Annotated in this window: 16 protein-coding genes and 1 pseudogene; 13 read left to right on the top strand and 4 right to left on the bottom strand. The window is 60.5% G+C overall.

Going from position 1 to position 22,052, the window contains the following annotated elements:
* Nucleotides 1-133: 133 nt before the first annotated feature.
* The 4 genes from EX20_RS13755 to EX20_RS13740 all read right to left on the bottom strand — a co-directional run bounded on the left by EX20_RS13755 (nucleotide 134) and on the right by EX20_RS13740 (nucleotide 4,489).
* Nucleotides 134-1,144 (bottom strand): TauD/TfdA family dioxygenase, encoded by a 1,011-nt coding sequence (locus EX20_RS13755; protein ID WP_034193892.1) that lies wholly within the window; start codon nucleotides 1,142-1,144, stop codon nucleotides 134-136.
* Nucleotides 1,145-1,209: 65 nt separating this feature from the next.
* Nucleotides 1,210-2,520 carry a diaminobutyrate--2-oxoglutarate transaminase family protein gene (locus EX20_RS13750; RefSeq protein ID WP_034193891.1) on the bottom strand — a complete coding sequence of 437 codons (1,311 nt, stop codon included), beginning with the start codon at nucleotides 2,518-2,520 and terminating at the stop codon, nucleotides 1,210-1,212.
* Between the two features lie 207 nt (nucleotides 2,521-2,727).
* Nucleotides 2,728-3,678 carry a UDP-glucuronic acid decarboxylase family protein gene (locus EX20_RS13745; RefSeq protein WP_034193890.1) on the bottom strand — a complete coding sequence of 317 codons (951 nt, stop codon included), beginning with the start codon at nucleotides 3,676-3,678 and terminating at the stop codon, nucleotides 2,728-2,730.
* Between the two features lie 100 nt (nucleotides 3,679-3,778).
* On the bottom strand, nucleotides 3,779-4,489 hold the full coding sequence (locus tag EX20_RS13740; protein WP_051974440.1) for a thioesterase II family protein: 711 nt from the start codon (nucleotides 4,487-4,489) through the stop codon (nucleotides 3,779-3,781).
* Between the two features lie 912 nt (nucleotides 4,490-5,401).
* Here EX20_RS13740 and tssF point away from each other — a divergent pair.
* The 13 genes and pseudogenes from tssF to EX20_RS13690 all read left to right on the top strand — a co-directional run.
* The gene (gene tssF / locus EX20_RS13735) at nucleotides 5,402-7,282 is read left to right on the top strand and encodes a type VI secretion system baseplate subunit TssF (protein ID WP_034193888.1); all 1,881 of its coding nucleotides are present in this window, start codon (nucleotides 5,402-5,404) and stop codon (nucleotides 7,280-7,282) included.
* A gap of 128 nt (nucleotides 7,283-7,410) precedes the next feature.
* Entirely contained in the window at nucleotides 7,411-10,410 is a 3,000-nt protein-coding gene (locus EX20_RS13730) for a type VI secretion system Vgr family protein (RefSeq protein ID WP_034193887.1), read from the top strand.
* Nucleotides 10,410-11,279, top strand: a complete 870-nt coding sequence (locus tag EX20_RS13725) for an ankyrin repeat domain-containing protein (RefSeq protein ID WP_034193886.1) — start codon at nucleotides 10,410-10,412, stop codon at nucleotides 11,277-11,279. The genes EX20_RS13730 and EX20_RS13725 overlap by 1 nt, the downstream gene beginning before the upstream one ends.
* 43 nt (nucleotides 11,280-11,322) lie before the next feature.
* Nucleotides 11,323-11,766, top strand: a complete 444-nt coding sequence (locus tag EX20_RS13720; RefSeq protein ID WP_034193885.1) for a hypothetical protein — start codon at nucleotides 11,323-11,325, stop codon at nucleotides 11,764-11,766.
* Nucleotides 11,767-11,831: 65 nt separating this feature from the next.
* Nucleotides 11,832-12,290: a DUF1795 domain-containing protein gene (locus EX20_RS13715; protein ID WP_006482386.1), complete on the top strand. Its 459-nt coding sequence runs from the start codon at nucleotides 11,832-11,834 to the stop codon at nucleotides 12,288-12,290.
* Between the two features lie 21 nt (nucleotides 12,291-12,311).
* Nucleotides 12,312-16,559 (top strand): RHS repeat-associated core domain-containing protein, encoded by a 4,248-nt coding sequence (locus EX20_RS13710; RefSeq protein ID WP_034193884.1) that lies wholly within the window; start codon nucleotides 12,312-12,314, stop codon nucleotides 16,557-16,559.
* 9 nt (nucleotides 16,560-16,568) lie between these two features.
* On the top strand, nucleotides 16,569-17,093 hold the full coding sequence (locus tag EX20_RS13705) for an SMI1/KNR4 family protein (RefSeq protein WP_080938783.1): 525 nt from the start codon (nucleotides 16,569-16,571) through the stop codon (nucleotides 17,091-17,093).
* Nucleotides 17,094-17,162: 69 nt separating this feature from the next.
* A complete protein-coding gene (locus tag EX20_RS30720) occupies nucleotides 17,163-17,588 on the top strand; it encodes an NTF2 fold immunity protein (RefSeq protein WP_072465499.1) in 426 nt (141 codons plus the stop codon).
* 235 nt (nucleotides 17,589-17,823) lie between these two features.
* Nucleotides 17,824-18,384, top strand: coding sequence for a double-CXXCG motif protein (locus EX20_RS30715; RefSeq protein WP_226246446.1), 561 nt, complete (start codon nucleotides 17,824-17,826; stop codon nucleotides 18,382-18,384).
* A gap of 602 nt (nucleotides 18,385-18,986) precedes the next feature.
* A complete protein-coding gene (locus EX20_RS13700) occupies nucleotides 18,987-20,147 on the top strand; it encodes an IS30 family transposase (RefSeq protein ID WP_034193953.1) in 1,161 nt (386 codons plus the stop codon).
* Nucleotides 20,148-21,190: 1,043 nt separating this feature from the next.
* Nucleotides 21,191-21,325, top strand: coding sequence for a 4Fe-4S dicluster domain-containing protein (locus EX20_RS31955; protein WP_139164705.1), 135 nt, complete (start codon nucleotides 21,191-21,193; stop codon nucleotides 21,323-21,325).
* Between the two features lie 281 nt (nucleotides 21,326-21,606).
* Complete coding sequence (locus tag EX20_RS33165; RefSeq protein WP_258959647.1) at nucleotides 21,607-21,741, top strand: hypothetical protein; 135 nt, start codon at nucleotides 21,607-21,609, stop codon at nucleotides 21,739-21,741.
* Between the two features lie 74 nt (nucleotides 21,742-21,815).
* Nucleotides 21,816-22,052, top strand: a pseudogene (locus EX20_RS13690) (helix-turn-helix domain-containing protein); the annotation flags it as partial.

Here is a 22,052-nt window from a genome sequence, read left to right as displayed (position 1 = left end):
TCTGGACCGGTGTCGCTATCCCGCGGCGCTTGCCGGGGTCGGGGCGGCATTGAAATTAGAGCATCGCTCTAATCCGACGTCTGCCCCGTAATCCAATGACACGGCGTTTCGCGTAAGCGATCGGTCCGCGCTTCTATTGCGGAATGCGCGCGTGATCGCCGGCGCGCGGTTGTTGCGTGGCGGTTGGCGCGTACGGGTCGAGCAGCGACACGACGACCTTGCGCTCGCCTTCGAACGGGTTGCGGCCGTGGGCGAATCGCATGTTGTCGACGAGCAGGACGTCGCCTCGTTGCCACGGAAATGTGATCGCGCATTCGCGGAACGCGTTGCGGACGTGCTCGATGTCGGCGAGATCGAGCGGCTGGCCGTCGCCGTAGCACGCGTTGCGCGGCACGCGGTCGAGGCCGAACAGGCTGACGATGGAACTGGCGAGCGAGGCTTCGAGGTTCGAGATGTGAAACAGATGCGCCTGATTGAAGAACACCCGCTCGCCGGTGACGGGATGGTAGGCCACGCCCTGATTGATCTGGACGGTGCGCAGCGTGTCGTCGTCGAGCCATTCGAACGCGATGTCGTGGTCCGCGCAGAACGCCGCGACGCGGCTGCGGTCGCGCGTCTGAAAGACGGTTTCCCACGGAATGTCGACATGGCTGCGGTAGTGCCTGACATAGCGGACCTGCTTCGTCTCGAACGCGTCCAGGAGCCGCGGCCCGATTCGGCGGGTCACTTCGCGCATGTCGGCAATCGGCGTTTCGCCGCCGCTCGTAGCCGGCGTCAGGCAACAGAACGCCACGCTGAGCGGCCAGCTGCGCTGATACGCGTTTTCGCAATGCAGGGCGATCGTCTCGCTCGGCGGATACTCGGTGGCCGTGAAGATGCCGTTGCCGACCGACGTGCGCGGCGTGGAGCGATAGACGTAGTCGGACTTGTTGCTTGAAACCGCATTGACGAACGCGTCGAAGTCGCTCACGGATGAAACGTCGAAGCCGCGGAACAGCAGCGCGCCGTGCTCGTGTAGCCGCGCTGCGAGTGCCGGCCGGTTGGCATTCACCGCCGCGGCGATATCGCGCTCGTTCGACGCAGGTTCCAGCAGCCACGGAGAACTCCCGTCGGCAAGCAGCTTGCGTTCCGTCATGCCCTGCATCGTGTGTGTTCCTTTCTGGAGCCGGGCCGCAGCCGGCCGGAATGCGTGGTCGCGCCGCGGCGCGGCTATGCGCGGCAGGCCGTTTCCACGGCATGCTCGAAGCGATTGAGAACCTCGTGGGCGTCCGGCTCGGACAGGATCAGCGGCGGCAGGAACCTGAGCACCGCGCCGTTGCGTCCGCCGGTTTCGATGACGAGGCCGTTGCGCAGGCAGTTCTGCTTGATGGCTTTGGCGAGCGCCCCATCGGCCGGGCCGGCGCGGCCGTCGCTGCCCGGCGCGACGACTTCGGCGCCGATCATCAGGCCGCGGCCGCGGATCTGGCCGAGGCACGCAAACCGTTGCGCCAGCGCCTCGAGGCCCGCGAACAGCAGCTTGCCGACGCGCCCGGCGTGCGCCGACAACCCGTCCCGTTCGACGATCTGCATGGTCGTCAGGCCGGCCACCATCGCGATCTGGTTGCCGCGGAACGTGCCGGCGTGCGCGCCGGCCGGCCAGGTGTCGAGGCGCTCGTCGTAGACCACGACCGACAACGGATAGCCGCCGCCGAACGCCTTCGACAACACCAGCACGTCGGGACGGATGCCGGAATGCTCGATCGCGAACATCGCGCCGGTTCGGCCGAGCCCCGTCTGCACTTCGTCGACGATCAGCGGGATTTCATGCCGCAGCGTCAGCTCGCGCAGCTCGATCAGCCACGCGTCGGCGGCGGGGATGCAGCCGCCTTCGCCTTGCACGACTTCGACGATGACGGCCGCCGGCTTCGGTATGCCGCTCTCCGGATCGGACAGGACGGTCCGGATATAGTCGATGCTCAGTTGATCGGTGGCCGAGCCGTCCGTGCCGAACGGGCAGCGGAACGCATACGGAAACGGCAGGAAATGCACGTCCTGCCCGTTGGCGCCGGCCGGTTTGGGCGTGAGCTTGCCCGTCACGGCGAGCGCGCCCGCCGTCATCCCGTGATACGCGCCGTGAAACGCCATGACCGTCGAGCGGCCCGTATGGTGCCGGGTCAGCTTCAGCGCCGCTTCGACGCCATCCGCGCCGCTCGGGCTGCAGAACTGGATCTTGCCGGTTCTGGCGAGCGCGGCGGGCAACAGCGAGAACAGCTGCTCGACGAACGCGTGCTTGGCCGGCGTGCCGAGGTCGAGCGCCTGCTGCATCTGATCGGACGACAGAAACCGCATGACGGCTTCGTTGACTTCCGGGTGATTGTGTCCGAGCGCGAGCGTGCCCGCGTTCGACAGACAGTCGATGTATTCCTGCCCGTCCGAGTCGCGTATGCGGACGCCCCTGGCATGGGTAAACAGCCGCGGAATGGAGGTCGCGTAGGTTCGCGCCTTCGATTCGACACGCTTCAGATACTCGAGTTTTTCCATGCGCGGAGATCCGGCTTGCGATACGGAGTGAGGAACACTGGCGCGCGAGAATCGCTCGATCTCCGCCAATGGTGTAACGGCACGGTGTGATTGGAGCATGGACGCCATAGCGCGTCTGTCACGTAAAAATGGGACATTGCGCTGCGCGCGTCACTGCGTGAGGCCATCGTCGTGCCGGTCGTCGTCCGGTCGCTTCGATGCGCGGCATCAAGCGGGCAGAGTCGAGCGGAAATAGTCGATGGTCCGTCGCAGACCGGCTTCGAGCCCGACCGTCGGCACCCAGTCGAGGTGGGTGCGTGCGAGGCCGATATCGGGGCAGCGCTGGGTCGGATCGTCCTGCGGCAGCGGTCGGAACACGAGCCGCGATTTCGAACCGGTCAGGCGCAAGATCACTTGCGCAAGTTCGCTGACCGGGATCTCGTGCGGATTGCCGAGATTGATCGGCCCGGTGAGATCCGCGGGCGTGGCCATCATCCGGATCAGGCCGTCGACCATGTCGTCGACATAGCAGAACGCGCGGGTCTGGCTACCATCGCCATACAGCGTGATGTCGTCGCCGCGCAGCGCCTGCACGATGAAGTTGGACACCACGCGGCCATCGTTCGGATGCATGCGCGGGCCATACGTGTTGAAGATGCGTACGACCTTGATCTGGACGTTTTGCTGGCGGTGATAGTCGAAGAACAGCGTCTCCGCGCAGCGTTTCCCTTCGTCGTAGCAGGCACGCGGGCCGAGCGGGCTGACGTTGCCGCGATAGCTCTCGGGCTGCGGATGCACGTCGGGGTCGCCGTACACCTCGCTGGTCGACGTTTGCAGCACGCGGGCATGCGTGCGTCGCGCGAGCCCCAGCATGTTGATCGCGCCCATCACACTGGTTTTGGTCGTCTGCACCGGATCGAACTGGTAGTGGATCGGCGAAGCGGGGCAGGCGAGGTTGTAGATCTCGTCCACCTCCACGTACAGCGGAAAGGTGACGTCGTGGCGCAGCGCCTCGAAGCTCGGGTTGCCGAGCAGCGCCGCCACGTTCCGCTTCGTACCGGTGAAGTAATTGTCGACGCACAGCACATCGTTGCCGAGTTCGACCAGTCGCTCGCAGAGATGCGAACCGAGGAAACCCGCGCCGCCTGTTACGAGGATTCGCTTTCGATTACGTTGCACAATGGCACCCCAAAAGTTTCGCGCGCCCGGCGGCGGCTGGGCCGATCGGGCGCGCGGGCCGTTTCGTTCGCCGATCGCGACGATCGGCCGGTGATGCGTTTCAAGCGTTCGACGCGATGCAGTGCGCGTGCCGCAGGCGCGCCGCGATGATGCCGGCCATCGTCCGCATTTCGCTTCGCAGGAAGAAGTGATCGCCTTCGATGACGTGGAAATCGAAGTGCCCGGCCGTCGCGGCGCGCCAGCCTGCAACAGAATCGACCGGAGCATGCGTATCTGCGCGGCCGGCGAACGCGGTGATGTCCACCGCCAGTTGGCACCCCGGCTCGGGCCGGTAGTTTTCGATCAGCGCGAAATCCGCACGCAGGGCCGGCATCAGCAGCGCCATCAGTTCGTCGTTCTCCAGGACGGGCTTCGGCGTGCCGCCCATTTCGTGCAAGGCGTCGATGAAGGCGTGATCGTCGAGCGCCTGCATGCGACGACCCGGTCGCGCGTTGCCCGGTGCGGCGCGGCCGCTCACGAACAGATGGTGCAGGTTCGGGCGCACGTCGGCGGGAAGCCGCAGCGCCAGTTCCGCGGCGATCGCCGCGCCCATGCTGTGGCCGAGTAACGAGAACGGGCGATCGAAGCAGTCGCGCAGGTCGCGCAGCAACGTGTCGATCAACGTCGACATGTCTCGTGCGGCTGGCTCGGACAAGCGGCTGCCGCGGCCTGCGAGCTCGTGTCGGTATACGTCGATGCCGGGCAACAAGGCTTCGAGAGGGCGATAGACGGCGGCCGAGCCGCCGGCGTAGGGGAAGCAGATCAGGCGCATGCGGGCGGGGAGCTTGCTTCGGACGTATCGTTGCGCGCGCGGCGGGGAGTCACGTGATGGCGGGATGTCGTCATTGAGGTTCCACTCGCTGTTGTCGTCGCGATGCGTTGGCGATTTCGGCTCGGCAGGAAAGCGGCGCGATTGCCCTGCGCGGGTCTCGCTCGGTTCCCGGTTGCTGGGGCGTCAGCGCTTTGCAACGGCAGCATGGCGAATACGCCTGAAGTCGCGAAGGCGGTCGTTCAGTTCATGAAGGTTCGATCGGGGTGCGGCTCGGTTTCAGCATGCACGCGATACGGTTCGGCATGAGTTAAACATGAGGGCGCGTCGGTGTATGTCGTAGGAAAACGGGACGGGCGGAGTGCCCCGTCGCAGTTGCCGTAGCGTTGGAGATGCGCCGGCGGGGCTTCTGAGTTACCGAGGGTCGATTGGGTCTGACGCCGATCTTCCTTCCGGCGAGCTCGTGATGTTCGTCTGGGTGCGATAGTTAACCGAGCCAGACGAGCAGCTAAACGTTGATCCGTGGCGTGACGTTGAAACCGGCTGGAACGCTACGATCGATCTGCCGCTTTGGACTGCAACCGAAGGTCCCCGGGCGAGGTTCTAATGCTACTAGATGCCTCCGCTTCGCCGTGAAGATCCATGTGATCTTGCGCTATACGCTCGCTCATGTCGAAGGACTGCGCCTCACGATGCGGGAGGGAGGCGTCCATACCATTTCTCTCAAGAGTACGAGCCTCCACAAAATCCGGTGCGGTTCAATTTCGGCCGACCCGATGGGACGGCCGTTTTTTTTGTGTGTGCCGAACCCGATAATTTCGAGATAAGGGGGGGCGAACGTCCGGTTAAAATCGTCCCCTCTACCTCTTGGACACTGCACCGATTACCTGATCGGCGTGACCATCCGGAAAGTGTATGGCCATCGAACCTGAGGATCTTCTACCGCACTTCGAGCGTGAGTTGGGGCTGCTGCGCCGTTCGATGCGCGCGTTCACTCAGCATTACCCTAAAATCGCGGCTCGCCTTGCGATGGCAGGTGAGCACTCGGATGACCCACACGTCGAACGGCTGCTGCAATCGTTCGCGTTGATGTGCGCTCGGCACGACATCCGACTCGAAGATGAGGTGCCGGAGTTTACTCACGCATTGATTGACACAATCCACGGAGCGTTCCTGCGGCCGTTTCCATCTTGTGCGATGGCCCAATTCCGCGTGGATCGAGACAGCAAGCAGACCGAGCCGCGAATAGTTCCACGCGGCACCCAATTGGTGGCGCCGAATAGCCGCTTGGTGTTCCGCACTGCCGCCGACGTCACGTTGGTGCCGTTGACCGTTTCCGCTGTACGTTACGCGACGTCGACCGTCGCGCCGATGCAAACGACACTGCCGTCCGACACGACGGGGATTTTGTCTTTCACCCTTGAGCTCACGGCACCGTCGGCCCAGTTCTCCATCGCTCCCGATATGCTGCGGATACATTTGGCGGGGGAGAGGGAGGTGGTGGCTGCGCTCGCCGACGGCGTGCTGATGCACGCCACGCGTGCCTTCGTTGAACTGGACGGCAACGGGCGCTGGCGTCGGGTGGACATGCCGCTGGCGGCCGCAGGTTTCGACGATGCCGACGCGCTGCTTCCGCCGCCTCGCGACAACACGACTGCTCCGTTTCATTTGTTGATGGAGTACGGCGCGTTTCCCGCTCGATTTGACAACCTCGATCTGGATTTGGCGCGGTTGAAACGGTTGGCGGGCGGTGCGCGCCGGATCACGTTGCATTTGGCCCTTGCCGGCGTCCACCCCGACTCACGTCGCGCCCAACGATTGATTGCAGCGTCGGCCGACAATCTCCGGCTGTTTTGCACACCAGTAGTCAACTTGTTCTCGAGCAATGCGGAGCCAATCGAAACGAAGGCTGGGCAAGCGTACTATGCGCTGAAACCGTTTTCGCTGAAGAGCGCAGCCACGACCGAGATCTGGTCAGTTGATCAGGTCCGTATCACGACCGCCCAGGGTGCCGCACTTCTGCCGCCCTTCGAATCCTTGCAGCATGCGCTTGGCGCAGCTCCAGGCCCGTATTGGATCGTTTTGCGGGACGAAGCCCGGCGCGCGCCGAAGCCGCCTTCCGAGCCCGGCAAGCCGGGACAGGAAGCGCTGCGCAGACATGCAACTGGAGCGCGCGCAGCCGGATTGCGTGGCTTGGAACTCGCGCTTGTGAACGCCCGCGGCGAGCCGGTTGATCCGGCCGCGCAGCGCCAGCTCGACATCGCGCTGTCTTGCACAAATGGCAACCTGGCGGACATGCGCGAGCGCCGGTTAGCCGTGCGCGATGGGGACTCGGGTGACGAGATCGAGTTATTGGCTCAGCCCAGTGCAAGTCCCGCGCCGATTCTTCGCCGCGGCGACCTGTGGGAATTGCTGTCGTGGCTGGTTCCGCAGGCAGCGCGGCTAAACGCCGACGGGCTCAATGAGTTCAAGCGCTTGTGCACCCGCTTCGGCATGTCCGCGCCCGACGCCGGCCGGCGATTCGACGCGCTCGTGTCGCTCTCGACTGCGCGGGTGCGGGGCTGGATGCCAGGCAAGCCGGCTTCAGCGTTCGTCCAAGGATTGGATGTCCGGCTCGTGATCGACGAGCAGCGTTTCGTCCAATTCAGTCTCGCCGGATTGGCGCGCGTGATGGATCGACTATTTTCCCCGTACGTTCCAGTCACCAGCTTCGTGCAAATCGTATTGGTCTCGGCAGAGACCGGTGCGGTACTGCGACGCGGTGAACCCTGCGCCGGTTCCCAACCGCTTATTTGATCAGCAGGGAAATTGCAAAGGAATTTCAGGTATCTTTCGCTGGCAAACGTTTTGTCCTACAGTAGCGGGGCCTCAAGCTGGTGAGCCAATTGGGGACAGAACCTGAGACGAAAATAAAGGGAATTCAAATGAGTTTCGCCCCGAATGGCGGTATTCCGGCCGGTTCCGGCGGGAATCTGTTGGGCTCGCTGAGCGCGCTTGGCGGCCTTGCCGGGCCGGTCGCATCCACGGTGGCAGGCCAGATTGGCCCGCTCGCCGGCGTCGCAAGTCATATCGACACCGTGCAACGCGCGGTTCAGCTGGCGCAGACCGGTTTTTCGCTGATGAACAAAACGCCGGCCGCGATTGCGGACGCGCTCAACAATGCGGCCGGCGGCGTTGCTCGACTGACTCAGCTCAATCGATACGTGACCATCGACTCGCCGCTCGGTCCGGACGTGCTTCTGGTCAGCACCGCGGTCATCGATGAACATGTCAATCGGTTGCCAGAGATTCACCTCGATTTACTGTCACACCAGCATGATCTGGTGCCTGATCAGCTGATCGGGCAACCGATCAAGATTCGATTCGACCAAAGCGCCCGGCAATCCACGCTCGAGCGCATCGTCTCGTCAGGCGGGGCCGACAGCATTCGCTACTTCGACGGATACGTCACATCGTTCGACCGGGCGGGCAACCCGGGCAAGGTGACGCAATATCAAATGACGGTGGCGCCGTGGTTCTGGTTTTTGACGCGCTCGACCGACTGCCGGATTTTCCAGAACAAGACCGCTCAGGACATCCTCACCGAGATTTTCCAGGATCACGGGTTCACCGAATTCGAGTTCGACATCCGGACCGCGCAGAAGCCGCTCGAATACATCGTGATGTACCAGGAGTCCTATTACAACTTCTGTGCGCGTCTGATGGAGCAGGAAGGCCTGATCTGGACGCACCGCTACGAGAAGGAAAAGCACTTCCTTGTCATCGGCGATACGAATTTCGTTTTCCGCCCCATCGACGGGCTGGCCAACTTGCCGTATAACGCCAGCGCGGCGAGTGAAGACAACGGTATCGACCAGTTGCATGAAGGTCGGCGTTTTGGTGTGGGCAAGATCGCCTTTCGCGACTTCAATCACCAGAACCCGTCGTCGCCGCTGATGCTGGCGCAGGCCGAGCCGGAGAATCTCCGGCATGCGGGGCTCGAAACGACAGAGCGTTTCGAACATCAGTCGTTATTCGACCACGGCGATGACGGCGACCGTTACGCACGCATTGCGATGCAAGCAGAAGAAGCGAGCGCGCATCGGTATACGGGCAGCGGCTATGCGTGGCGGATGAGCGCTGCAGGCAGTGTGACGGTGACCAACCATCCAGTGATGGCCAACAATCAGGAATACGCAGTCCTGCATGTTCGTCATGAGGCCGTGAACGATTACACGGAACACAACGCGAAACTGCCGTACCGCAATACATTTTCCCTGCTCCCGAAGAAGTTTCCGTATCGTTCACCCAGGCATACACCAAAGCCCGTCATTCACGGCACGCAGTCGGCAATCGTGGTCGGCCCCAAGGGCGAAGAAATTCACACGAACGGCAGTGCCGTGAAGGTGCACTTTCTGTGGGATCGCCGCGGCAAGTTGGACGGCTCGGATTCGATGTGGATCCGCGTGTCCCAACCTTGGGCGGGCGACGGGTGGGGGGCGGCCGCCATCCCACGGATCAATCAGGAGGTCTTGGTCGCGTTTAATCAAGGGGACCCCGACAATCCGGTCATCGTGGGCCGCGTCTACAACGGCGAGCAGGGCAACCCTTATCACGGGGCTGCCGGGCAGACGATGGGGATCAAGAGCCAGACGCACAAGGGCGCCGGCTCGAACGAACTGCGGTTCTCCGACGTGAACGGCGCGCAAGAAGTCTTTCTGCACGCGCAGAAAGACATGAACACGGTCATCAAGGATTCGGAAACGCATACGGTCGAAGCCGGCGGGCGCACGGTGTCGCTGCTCAAGGGCAGCGAGACGAAGCAGATCGCGCAGGGCGGACTGAAGGAAACCATCGCGCTGACGCGCGACACCACGGCGAACGTGATCAATACGAAGGCCATCGCAAGCAAGGCCGGACCCGGCATGCAAAGCCATCAGGCGAGCGACGGCATCGAGCATCGTGTCGGCGATGGCGTCGTGACGATGACGCCGGACAGCATCAAGCTGACCTTCGGTCCGTCAACGATCGTCATCAACGCGAACGGCATTTATCTCGACGGGCCGGTCATCCATTTGAATCGCGGCAGTGCGCAATCCGCGGAACAGGCGCTCGCGCTCGAGTGGGCGGCAGAGCAGGCGACGATCGCGAAGGGGCTGGCGAGCCCCGATCCGGCGACGCGCGCGGCGGCGGCCAAGCTGGCGAGCTCGCTGAAGGCGCAGCAACTGGCGAAACTCGCGGATCACGTGTATCACCCGAACGATCCGCCGCCGACCGGGTGGAAGATGGCGACCAACGATCCGGAAGCGTTGAAGGCTTTCGGGCTCAAGCCGAGCGACTTCGAGAAAAGCGGTAGCAACTTCGGGTCGCAGATGTATATCCCGGATCCGAATGTCTTCGGCGACAGCATGAAGCCGACGGTCGCGTTCAAGGGAACCCAGCAGCTCTTCGGCGAAGACATGAGCAACAACATGGCACAAGGGCTCGGCGCCGATGCGCCGTATTACCGCAATGCGGTCACGATCGGCAAGAACATCGAGACCACGGGCGCGTCGGCCGGCGTCGATTTCACCGGGCATTCGCTCGGCGGTGGCCTGGCGTCTGCTGCAGCCGAGGCCAGCGGCGGTTCGGCGGTGACCTTCAATGCTGCCGGCCTCAATCCGGAGACCGTCGCACAATACGGCGGGACCGCCCGGCCGGCCAACATCACGGCCTATCGCGTCGACGGCGATATCCTGACCGGCCTGCAGGAAGGCCGACTCGGGCCGATCAGCGACGGTACGGCGGCGCTGATGCCCAAGGCTGTTGGTAGCCCCGTCACGCTCGATGGTGAGAGCGTGACCACGGTCGGCCGTCACCTCATGGGTGACGTGACGAACGGGATCAACCAGCAGGTCGCGAAGGATCAACTCGACCTGGTCTCCCAACTGAACTCCTCTCACTGATGCGATACAAGAAAGCGATAACCGCCGGCGCGATTGCCGCACTCGTTGGAGTGTCCTCGCCGCTCTGGTGGCCCACTCAAGCCCAAGGGACGAACATGACTGGCTTCAAGCGTTACGCACCGGAAGATTTCTTTTCGGGGCAGCAACTCACTTTGGCTCAGGCCATTCATGACGGCGATCTCACTCGCGTTCAGCAACTCGCGCCTAAGACCGATCTGAATGCGCCGGGCGCGAAGAACACGACGCTGCTGTCGTATGCAGTGCAGGAAATCGTCCCGGTTAAGAACGACGCGTCAAATCCGCGCTACCAGATCATTTCGGTGCTCGTGAAGAACGGCGCAGATCCCAAGGCGCCGGTCGGTGCCAGCGGCGGATCGGTAGTCGATGTCGCATTGCGGGCTGATACGCCCAACCTCCTGCGCGTGCTGTTGAACAGCGGGCTCGATCCCAACTGGCAATACAACGGCGACACGCCGATGATTTTTGCAGTTGCAGAGAACCGGCTGCTGCCCCAGCTGAAGCTGCTGGTCGAGCACAAGGCGAACGTGAATGCTCGTGATTCGCTCGGAAAGACGGCACTCTTCGAGGCGACGATGATTCAGCAGTGGGACGTCGTCGACTACCTCCTCTCGCACGGCGCGGATCCGAAGATTGCCAGCCAGCTCGGCGTGTCGTACGGGTGGGTGCTGCAAAACGAGTTAAAGAACCATACGGCTGCGGATTCCGCAGCGCGTACGCGCATCGAAGATATCCGCCGAAAGATCGTCACGGCCGGCGCGCCGTGGCCGCCGCTCGATCCGAAGGCGCAACGTGCAGCGATGCGCGCGCGCGGCGAGAAGGTCGTGACGCCGGCCGGCCAGACGGATTGAACGCACGCGTGACGGTTGAAGCGTCGTGCAATGGATTCGCGAAATGATGAACGTTTTTGATTCGCCGCCGCGCGTCAGGCGAGAGACGGTCCTCGGCGTATCCGGGGTGCTGTACGTCCTCTCGCTGACGATGCCGGCGATGCATTTCGAAAAGGAAGCGTCGCTCAGCGGTCTGTCGGTTCTCGCCCAGGGCTGGTGGGGACTGTTCATGCTCAATCCAGCATGGCTCGCCAATCCGCTCTACGTCGTTGCGGCCGTCCAGCTCGCCCGGAACCGATATACGCGTGCGAGCCAGTTTTCGGCAGCTGCGCTCGCGTGTGCGCTCTGTTCACTGTTCACGACGAAGTGGTACTTCAACGAAGCAGATGCGACGCCGATATCCGGCTACGGCGTTGCGTTTTACGCGTGGCTCGTCGCACATGTCGTATTGCTCGCGGGCAGCTTGCGCTTGCGCCGGGAAAGCGCCGTCGCGCTGCAAGGAAAATGAGTGGTGGCGCGAGTGGACGCTTATTTCCACTCATTCCAACAACTACACATCACGAGAGAACCAGCATGACGGATTCCGAAAACCGTATCCGGATTCACGAAGGCAGCATCGTTCTGCCGAACGGTTTCGAGGATCGCACGACCAACCTGTTCGTGCCGGCCGATACAGCCGCACAGCCGAACCTCAGTGTCGCACGCGACTGGCTCAAGGACGGAGAGACCCTTGCGCCGTATATCGATCGGCAGATCGCGCTGCTCAAATCGAGGCTGCAGGGACACCGGGTGCTTTCGCGCCAGGCTGAACGGCTTGGGCCTGAAACCGATGGAATGCCGGGGGAGCGCATCGACGCTGCTTATCGGAATGGTCCAAAGACCGTCTTTCAACGCCAAGGTGCATTCATCGTTGCCCCGGGACGCGTGCTGATCTTTACCGCATCGAGCGCGAAGAGCTTTGGCGAAACGCTCGACGCATTGTGGCGCAACTGGCTCGACGGCTACCGTCCGGCAGAACAAGAGTCGGCATAACAACATCAGAGGACCACCATCGTGTACGAAGCTGCACGTGTCACTGACCCGATCGATCACACCAGCGCGCTTGCGGGCTTTCTGGTCGGAGCCGTGCTGGGCATTGCCCTGATCGCCGCGGTCGCCTTCGCCACATTCACATGCGGATTCGGCGTCGCGTTGCTGGCCGGCATGATGGCCGGTATCGGAGCGCAGGCTCTCCTATCAATAGGAGAGTCGATCGGCAAGATGTTCAGCTCGCAATCCGGCAACATCATTACAGGTTCGCCGGACGTCTACGTCAACTCCCTCTCGGCGGCCTATGCGACGTTAAGCGGCGTGGCATGCAGCAAGCACAATCCCATTCCGCTTGTCGCGCAAGGATCGACGAACATCTTCATCAACGGGCGGCCCGCGGCGCGGAAGGACGACAAGATCACCTGCGGCGCGACGATCGGCGACGGTTCTCACGACACGTTCTTTCACGGCGGCACGCAGACATACCTACCAGTCGAAGACGAAGTGCCGCCGTGGCTGCGAACGGCGACGGAATGGGCGTTCGTGCTGGCGGGGCTGGTCGGCGGCTTGGGTGGGTTGTTGAAGCAGGCTGGCGGGCTGTCGCGCGCGGTGCTGCCGTGCGCTGCGAAGTTCATCGGCGGGTACGTGCTCGGTGAGGCGTTCGGGCGGTACGTTGCCGGGCCAGCGATCAACAAGGCGCTCGGCGGGATGTTCGGCAACCCGGTCGACGTCACGACCGGAAGAAAGATCCTGTTGGCCGAATCGGAGACCGACTTCGTGATCCCCAGCCCGATGCCGGTCGCGATCAAGCGGTTCTATTCGAGCAGTATCGACTATGCAGGGACGCTTGGCCGCGGCTGGGTGGCGCCGTGGGAGCTTCGTCTCCATGCTCGCGACGGGCGGCTTTGGTACACCGACGCGCAAGGGCGCGAGAGCGGATTTCCGTTGCTGCGTGCCGGGCAAGCCGCGTTCAGCGAGGCCGAGCAACGCTATCTGACCTGTACGCCCGACGGCCGCTACATCCTGCATGACATTAGCGAGACGTATTACGACTTCGGCCGATACGAGCCGGACTCCGGCCGCATCGCTTGGGTGCGCCGCATCGAGGATCAGGCGGGGCAGTGGTGCCAGTTCGAGCGCGATAGCCGCGGCCGCGTCGCCGAGATTCTGACGTGCGGCGGATTGAATGCCGTGCTCGATTACGAGCAGGAACACGGACGGCTTAGCGCGGTCACGCTCGTTCATGGCAATGAGCGCCGGCTGGCCGTCGCTTATGGATACGATGAGAACGGCCAGCTGGCGTCGGTGACGGACGCAAATGGCGCGGTCGTGCGTCAGTTCGCATATACCAACGGCCTCATGGCGAGTCATGTGAACGCACTGGGTTTCACGTCTAGTTATGTGTGGGCGACGATCGAAGGACAGCCGCGGGTCGTCGCAACGCGCACCAGCGAGGGCGAGGACTGGTCGTTCGAATACGACGTCGATGGCCGGCAGACGCGCGTCCGGCACGCCGATGGTCGCACCGTGCACTGGCGCTTCGACGCACAGTTTCAGATTGTCGAGTACACCGACTTCGACGGGGGACTCTACCGGATCAAGTACAACGACGCCGACATGCCGGTGATGCTGATGCTGCCGGGTGAGCGCACGGCCGAGTTCGAGTACGACGACGCGGGCAGGATCGTAGCCGAGACCGATCCGCTCGGTCGCACGACTCGCACTCGCTATGACGGTAACAGCATGCGGCCCGTGGAGATTGTCGGGCCTGACGGTGGTGCCTGGCGTGCAGAATACGATCCGCAGGGTCGGCTGCTGGTGAGTCAGGATCCGCTTGGCCGCGAAAACCGTTACGAGTATCCGAAAGGGCTGACCTCGCTCCCGCTCGCGCACATTGATGCGCTGGGGGGGCGTAAGACTCTGGAGTGGAATAGGCTTGGCGAGCTCGTCGCGCGCACTGACTGTTCCGGCAAAGCGACGCGAACCACTTTTGATCCGTTCGGTCTGCCGGTTATGCGTGAGAACGCGCTTGGTCAGCGCATCACGTACGATGTGCGTCCGACCGGCGAGCCGGTCCGCATCACATATCCCGACGGAAGTTCGGAGGCCTTCGAATACGATGCAGCCGGGCTTTTGGTTCGGCACGTTGGCCTCGGCGGAAGGGTCCGACAGTCGCTACGCAATGCGCGTGGCCAGGTCGTCGAGATAAGCGATCCAGCAGGGCGCCGGACCCGTTATCGGTACGATGCCGACGGGCGGCTTCGAGAGCTACTGCAGGACCGCGCATGCTATGCGTTCACGTACAGTGCCGGCGGTCGGCTCTTGACTGAGATGCGACCGGACGGCGTGGAACGGCGGTTCGGGTATGGGGACGCTGGCGAATTGCTCACGCTTGATATCGTAGGGGCCCCGGTCAATGGCGCTAATGCGGATCGCCCGGTTCGCACTATTCGCTTTGAGCGCGACCGGATGGGCAATCTGAAGGTTCAGCATACGCCGACCGAGGTAACCCGCTTTGAGCGCGACAAGGGCGAACGGACGGTGAAAGTTGAGCGTACGCCAACTCCAGCCGGTATTGCGCTTGGCATCACTCCGGACGTCGTGAGCTTCGAATACGACAAAGCGGGTCGCCTTATGGCCGAGCACGGCGTAAACGGCACAGTCGAATATGTGCTCGATGCGCTCGACAACGTGACAACGCTAGCGTTGCCGCACGACCAGAGCTTGCAGATCCTGCGGTATGGTTCAGGCCACGTTCACCAGATCCGTTGTGGCGATCAGGTGGTGAGTGACTTCGAGCGTGACGATTTGCATCGTGAAGTGATGCGCACACAGGGGCGGTTGACTCAGCGTTCCGCATACGATCCGCTTGGTCGGAAAGTCTGGCAGTCGGCAGGATTCCAACCCGAAGCGCTGGGTCGTGGGCGCGGGCACTTGTGGCGGAATTACGGGTACGACGCCGCTGGCGAGCTCATCGAGATGAGCGACGGCCTCCGTGGCAGTACGCAGTACAACTACGATCCTGCCGGGCAGCTGACCCGGCGGGTGAACACGATGGATCGGCAAGTTGAAGAATTCGCGTGGGACGGCGCCGGCAACCTGCTTGACGATGCGCAGCGCAGCAGCCGGGGGTACGTCGAAGGCAATCGCCTGCTCATGTGGCAAGATCTCCGTTTCGAGTACGATCCGTTTGGCAATCTGACGACGAAGCTGCGCGGAGCGAACCAGACGCAGCGGTTCACCTACGACGGGCAGAACCGACTGATCGCAGTCCTAACGCACGACGCGCGTGGCACGGTCGAATCTCGGTTTGAATTCGACCCGATCGGGAGGCGGACTGCGAAGACGGATACCAGTTACGACCTGCGTGGCGTAAAACTGCGCAGCGAGACGAAGCGGTTCGTATGGGAGGGGCTACGGCTCGCCCAAGAGGTGCGCGAGACTGGCGTGAGCAGTTACGTATACAGTCCAGATGCGTCGTACTCTCCAGCGGCACGCGTTGATGCGGTTATCGCGAACGCACTGGCGGCGGCAGCGATCGACACGGCGAAGCTGGCGTCGCGGATATACCACTTCCATACGGATCTGGTGGGCGCCCCATTGGAAGTTACAGACGAAGCTGGAGAGCTAGCGTGGGCGGGGCAATATACGGGGTGGGGCAAGGTCAAGCCGAACAGCCGAGAACTGACTTCGGCACGCACGGATCAGCCGCTCCGCTATGCCGGACAATATGCCGATGAAAGCACGGGCCTTCACTATAATACTTTCAGGTTCTACGACCCTGATGTAGGCCGGTTCATTAACCACGATCCGATCGGGCTGCTGGGTGGCGACAATTTGTATGCGTATGCCCCCAATCCTACAGGATGGATCGATCCGTGGGGCTGGTTCGGGGAGAAACCGTTGAACTCTCCGGATGTGACGAAATGGCTTGAAAAAGGTGGTACCGTTCACGTCGAGGTGGAGTCGGGGACGTGGGTATATACCAACGCAAAAGGAACGGTTGTCCGTTATCCAAATGGTTATCCTGATTTCAAGCCGTATGAGGTCAGATCTGTAGACGTTGAGGGGCTGAAAGGAAATCACAGTAGGGCGCCAGCAGGGGACTTTGGATTGGCGGATGCTAAGGCAGGAAGCCCCGCCGATTACACGAAAAATACTTGGCACCACCACGAGAACATGGTAACGATGCAGGAAATTCCGAAGGATATTCACAGTGAATTCACCCATAGGGGTGGCGTCTCTAATTTGAAGAATCAATCGTCGTGTTAAGGAGGTAAGGTGCCAGTTCTGTATGGAGCAAAACCTGCACAGCCGCTCCTCGGTAAATTGGAGGCGGAACTCGGATTCGTTCTTTCGACGGATTACAAGGATTTTTTGAAGAAGTGGAACGGCATATTCATTGGTGGCGCCGACTATCTTGATTTTGATTTTCCTGGTGTCGATAATGGAATGATTTCGTTTGCTTCGCTTTTTGGAGTCGGAACGAGCAACGAGAATTTTGATTTAATCGCGCAAAACGAACGTGTCAGAGGTGAGATCGATTTTCTAAACGATTTCTTTGTGATTGGAGATGATCCAGGGGGTAATTACTACGCACTGGCGCGATTCGATAACGTTGAGAAGGTCCTGTATTGGGATAGAACGCATCTGCATGCGGATGACACAGCGAAGCCGGATATTGCAGAGGTGTCAGATTGTGGCAACCTCTACAATGTAGCCGATGGATTCTCGGCATTTCTGGATATGATCGTCGCCGGAACAAAACAAATGCAGTTCGTCGCGGTCGACGACTGGCCTGGCTAAAATATGTATGTCATCGTCGCTGAGGTCTCGCACTAGGGCGGTATTTTCAATGATTAAGGGTTGAAGGCGATGAATGACGATTTTGAGCAAGCGCGAACGGCGTTGCGATCGTTTATGTTGGAGATGAATCAATGGGAAAAGGGTTTTTACGAGAAAAAGCATAGTGCTCTGAAAAGTGGTGGCGATGTTTCTGGTATTGATGACCGTGCACGGAAAGATCTTTCTGCTATTTTGGAGAAATGGGCGTTCCAAGAGAAAACAAACCAAGGTCGTTTGATTGACTTGGGTTGTTCGGATCCGCCGACATACGATCCTGAAACTGATGTTGAAGATAGCGTCGAATCCACAGACGGAGAGGTGGTTTTCACCGTTCGCCAGACATTGGGAATGTTGACGATATCCCGATTCACGATGAAAGAAAAGGCGGGTAAATGGATGGTGAAGAAAAAAGAGTTTCTCAATTTTAACGACAAATGGCAGCGTTCTGTTCTCTAACAACGCCGTTCGCCCCCTTTTTTCTGATTGGGCGTTGTCAAGCCTGACGGAATGGGACACCCTTTGATTCCGTGCAGAAAGGTAAATAGTATCGGTCTGGATGTCGTGGGTGCTGAGAGTGACACACCGACATTTTTTCTTGAGCCGTGTGAGGCCGGGATGCGCGAGGAGTTGCGCCGCGCCGTAATAGCTGATGGATTCTCGGTATTTATGGAATTTGGATGTGGGGCGGTGCGTGAGTAACGCTTACGGTTTGAGGCAGGATGAAGCATTTCAGCCTCTCGTTCAAGTCGATGATGGCGGTGAAATCGCATATGACAAGAGCGTAGCTATACGAGCAACCGCTCTATGTGGGCGAGGGTTTGGCCGAGACTATGACCCCGTTAAGCTTACGTGGGGTACTTCGCGCAGAAAAAAGACCAGCGACGTTCATACGATGCTATCTCCGTTTCTCCTGTTTAGTGAGAGGGCGCTTGATGTATTGGCGCCGGTAATTCGTGACAGCGGGGAGATATTGCAGGTCGAGGCCCCGATAAAAGACATGTTCGGATTTCACGTAACCCGGGTGATCGAGAATGCTGTCGATATGGACGCATCAAAATTCAAAGTCTACCCACAGGCGACGGTTTTTAATAAAATATTCCTTCTGAAGAGTCGCATTGAAGGGGTTGATATATTTCGCCTAAAAGAAAGTCCTGCCTCAGTATTTGTATCCGAGCGTTTTAGGGAGCTTGTAGAGCAAAATGAATTAAAAGGGTTCGATTTCGGAGGGGTCATTTCGCAATCTGAGAAGTAGGATTTCGCAACTCCCGGTGACTGGTCAGAGAATGGCCCAGGTGTCCTCGATTTCACGAGAGTAACGTGTGAGAATCATGCATCGGGGTGGTGGACTTCTAGGCCTCTATGCGCGGGTACGCCAACGAAAGGAATTTAGCGGAGCTGCAACGTTGTCACTCGATCAGTTGAAGCGAATGCGAGAGGCTCTTCGTCCATACGGACTGAAGTTGCTGGAATCTGAATGGAAAGGCTGGCACGCGCAGTATCGATTTCGATGTCGCAAGGGACACGAATCAAGCCGATGCGGCTCCTATCTGTTCTACACGATGGTCCAGTGTCCGGCATGTCGCGTTGACGAGGTCCTTCGTCAGATCCATCAACTCGCGCGCCACGCCGGCGGCCGCTGTCTTTCGGAGCAGTACGCGGGCCGAGGCACACGACTCCAGTTTGTATGTAAGGCAGGGCACGTTTTCGAGAAGACTGCCGAGAATCTGCGAAAAGGCTCTTGGTGCGTGCTCTGCGCGAGGGTGCAACATTCGAGGCGAATGGCCGATCCGGATTGCAGATTCAACCGGTCGATGCAACACACTAGAATCTGCGCAAGCAGTGGAGGTGTTGCAAATGAAGCAGAGGCCGAGGATCTACTATTCTGAGAGTCAGAAAGCACTCATGTGGGACCGCTGGCGTAAAGGTGAAACGATTCATCAAATTGCCAAACTGTTCGATCGGGGCCACTCTTCGATACAGCGGATTCTGTCAGAGGCCGGCGGCATCGAGCCTCCGCAAAGACGTCGCGCACCGCAGACATTGACGCTCGCGGAACGCGAGGAAATCTCTCGCTGCCTGGTGAGCGGATTATCGATTCGGTCTATTGCGGTCAAGCTGGGACGTGCTCCTTCCACGATCAGCCGCGAGCTGCAGCGCAACGGAGGCAGCCAAGGTTATCGAGCGAGCCGTGCGGATGAGCTCGCCTGGGATCGGGCACGTCGCCCAAAGATTTGCAAATTAGTGAGCAACCAGACGCTGGCGCGAGTTGTCGCTGCAAAGCTGAGGCTGCAGTGGTCCCCTGAGCAGATTTCTGGTTGGCTCAAGCATGCGTATGCCGTCAACAAGGACCATCTGGTGTCACACGAGACGATCTATCGGAGCCTCTATATTCAAGCCCGCGGTGCCCTGAAAAAGGAATTGCTTGAACACTTGCGACGCTCTCGAGCGATGCGCCGGTCTCGCCATCACACATTGAAAACCGAAGACCGCACGAACATTCGCGACGCTGTATCGATCAGTGAACGCCCCGCGACGGCGGAGGATCGCGCGATACCCGGGCACTGGGAAGGTGACTTGCTGTTTGGCAACGCGACCAGCCAGATTGCGACTCTTGTCGAACGTCAGAGTCGATACGTGATGCTGGTAAAAGTAGCCGGTAAGGATTCCGAGGCTGTGGTCAACGCGCTGATACGACACGCCAGCAAGTTACCTCGAGAACTATATAAATCGCTGACCTGGGACAGGGGCACGGAAATGGCTGATCACAAACGCTTTACCGTGGCGACCAAGATTCAGGTCTATTTCTGCGATCCGCAGAATCCGTGGCAACGCGGCTCGAATGAAAACATGAACGGACTGCTGAGGCAGTACTTCCCGAAAGGCACCGACCTCTCTGCCTATTCCCAAGCCCAACTCGACGCTGTAGCGAGGCGTCTCAACGAGCGTCCGCGTAAGACGCTAAACTTTGACACACCCGCCCAGCGGTTCCATCAATCTGTTGCATCGACCGGTTGAATCCGCAATGGGATGACGGGCATGCGAGCCGCGGCAAGAGCGAGAGGCGGGAAGTGTTTGTCGAGCGGCTACACGAAACTGACAGAGCGCTATCGTTTACGTTCGCTGGTACAACGAGAAACGGATCAAGGGCTACTACAGGTTCCGGTGTGGTGCTGATCACGAGTGGGAAACACGAGGCGCGAGAATCTTTCGTGGTGCTTGGTGCCCGGAGTGTCAGCGGGACTCGATGCGCTTTGGGATCGAGCGCATGCGCCAGCGCGCGACGCAGCTGGGCGGTCGGTGCTTGTCCGAAACATACCGAAACGCAGCGACGCCCCTGAAATGGGAGTGCGAACACGGGCATCGCTGGGAGGCTGCTCCTGGGGCAGTTGTTCGGGGACACTGGTGCCCAGTGTGTAGCCGCGACGCGTCCAGGCTTGGGCTTGATCTGATGAAAGAGATTGCGCTTGAGCGTGGTGGGAAGTGCGTCTCAGCGACTTATGTGAATAGCGCAACCAGACTTGAGTGGGAATGCGCCCGAGGCCATCGATGGCTCGCCACACCGAATACCGTTCGACGTGGCCACTGGTGTGCTCGGTGTTATTTCATCAGTATCACGACAACCGAAAGGACTCGCCGCAAGCGGCGACATGAAGCGGTCGGGAGGTGAGCTATTCAACCCGATGCACGACGCGCCGGCGCGTTTCAGCTCAGTGAGATTGTCTTTGGCGGACAATGGCGCGATAGGATATGAACCGTTGCTCAATCGCTCATGACGTACTGTTTTGTTATGCTCTGGTGCCCTCGTAGACCTTCGAGAGACAAACCCCACCGTGGCTCTTCGCTCGTTCACGGAGCCTTGCCAGGCCGTCCTTGTGGCGATATGCGTGCACCTTCTCGCGGTCCGAGCAAATGCGACACCATGCACCCCGCACGATCTCGGTACCGGAAGTCTCCCATTCGTGCCCAGCAGCACACCGGAATCGTCCAGCATCCGGTCGTGATCACGCTCGATGGCGTTGCCACCGAACTGACGCTGGCTGACGCCGTGAAGCTGCGCGATGGACTTGCTGCATCCATCGCCGCCACGGAAGCCGCAGAGAGCGCCACTCTCGCGCGCAACGGGCACCACTTCACAATCGGCAAGACGATGTACGGCATGTCGGCGGTGCCATCGAAGCTGCCCGCGTAATTAGCCCGGAAAACATCGTGACGAAATCAGGGCGCCCAGATCCGGACTTATTGCCCGACGGCGACTACTGGGCAACATGCCGCGAACGAAATGAGATTTCAGCTGCACTCAATGGTCATAGTGCCGTGTTTCCGCAAGCCAAGATGGTCGTAAGGAGCGGTTGGGCTTACTTCTATCGAAGCGACGAGGAAGTGTGGAGCTGTAATGTCCGCTACGCAGCAGCGAATTTCGTGATTCAGATGGCATAGGAACACGCCGGCCGTGCCGGTGCAAGGAAGAGAGAACATGGACCCGAAATCGACAGGCTACCTAGCTTTAATTGCGCAACGAGAGTCACTGGATGCGCAAATCATCGCTGCTCGCAAGGCCGAACGCGAAGTTGTTGATGTCCACGCAGAACTGACCCACCTGAGGCTGTAGTTTTCATCGAATTTTGACCCACGTGATTGAATGCCCTGCTCAATCTTTGAGCAGGGGATACAGAGGTGATCACGGTGGGCATATTGGCCAAGATCAGGCGGATGTATTTCCGCGAGAAGGTCCCGCTGCGCGAGATTGCGAGGCGCACGGGCCTGTCCCGGAACACGGTGCGCAGCTGGCTTCGGCAAACGGATGCCGTTGAGCCGAAGTACCCGAAGCGCGTCAGCCCGAGCGTCGTCGACGAGTGGGCCGCGCAACTGACGGGCTGGCTGCGGGCAGACAGTCATCGCCCGAAGCGTGACCGGCGCACG

The organism is Burkholderia sp. WP42 (assembly GCF_000745665.1).
GTDB lineage: Bacteria > Pseudomonadota > Gammaproteobacteria > Burkholderiales > Burkholderiaceae > Burkholderia > Burkholderia vietnamiensis.
Note: the sequence above shows the minus strand (reverse complement) of the source record. Positions and strands in the feature narration are given on the sequence as shown.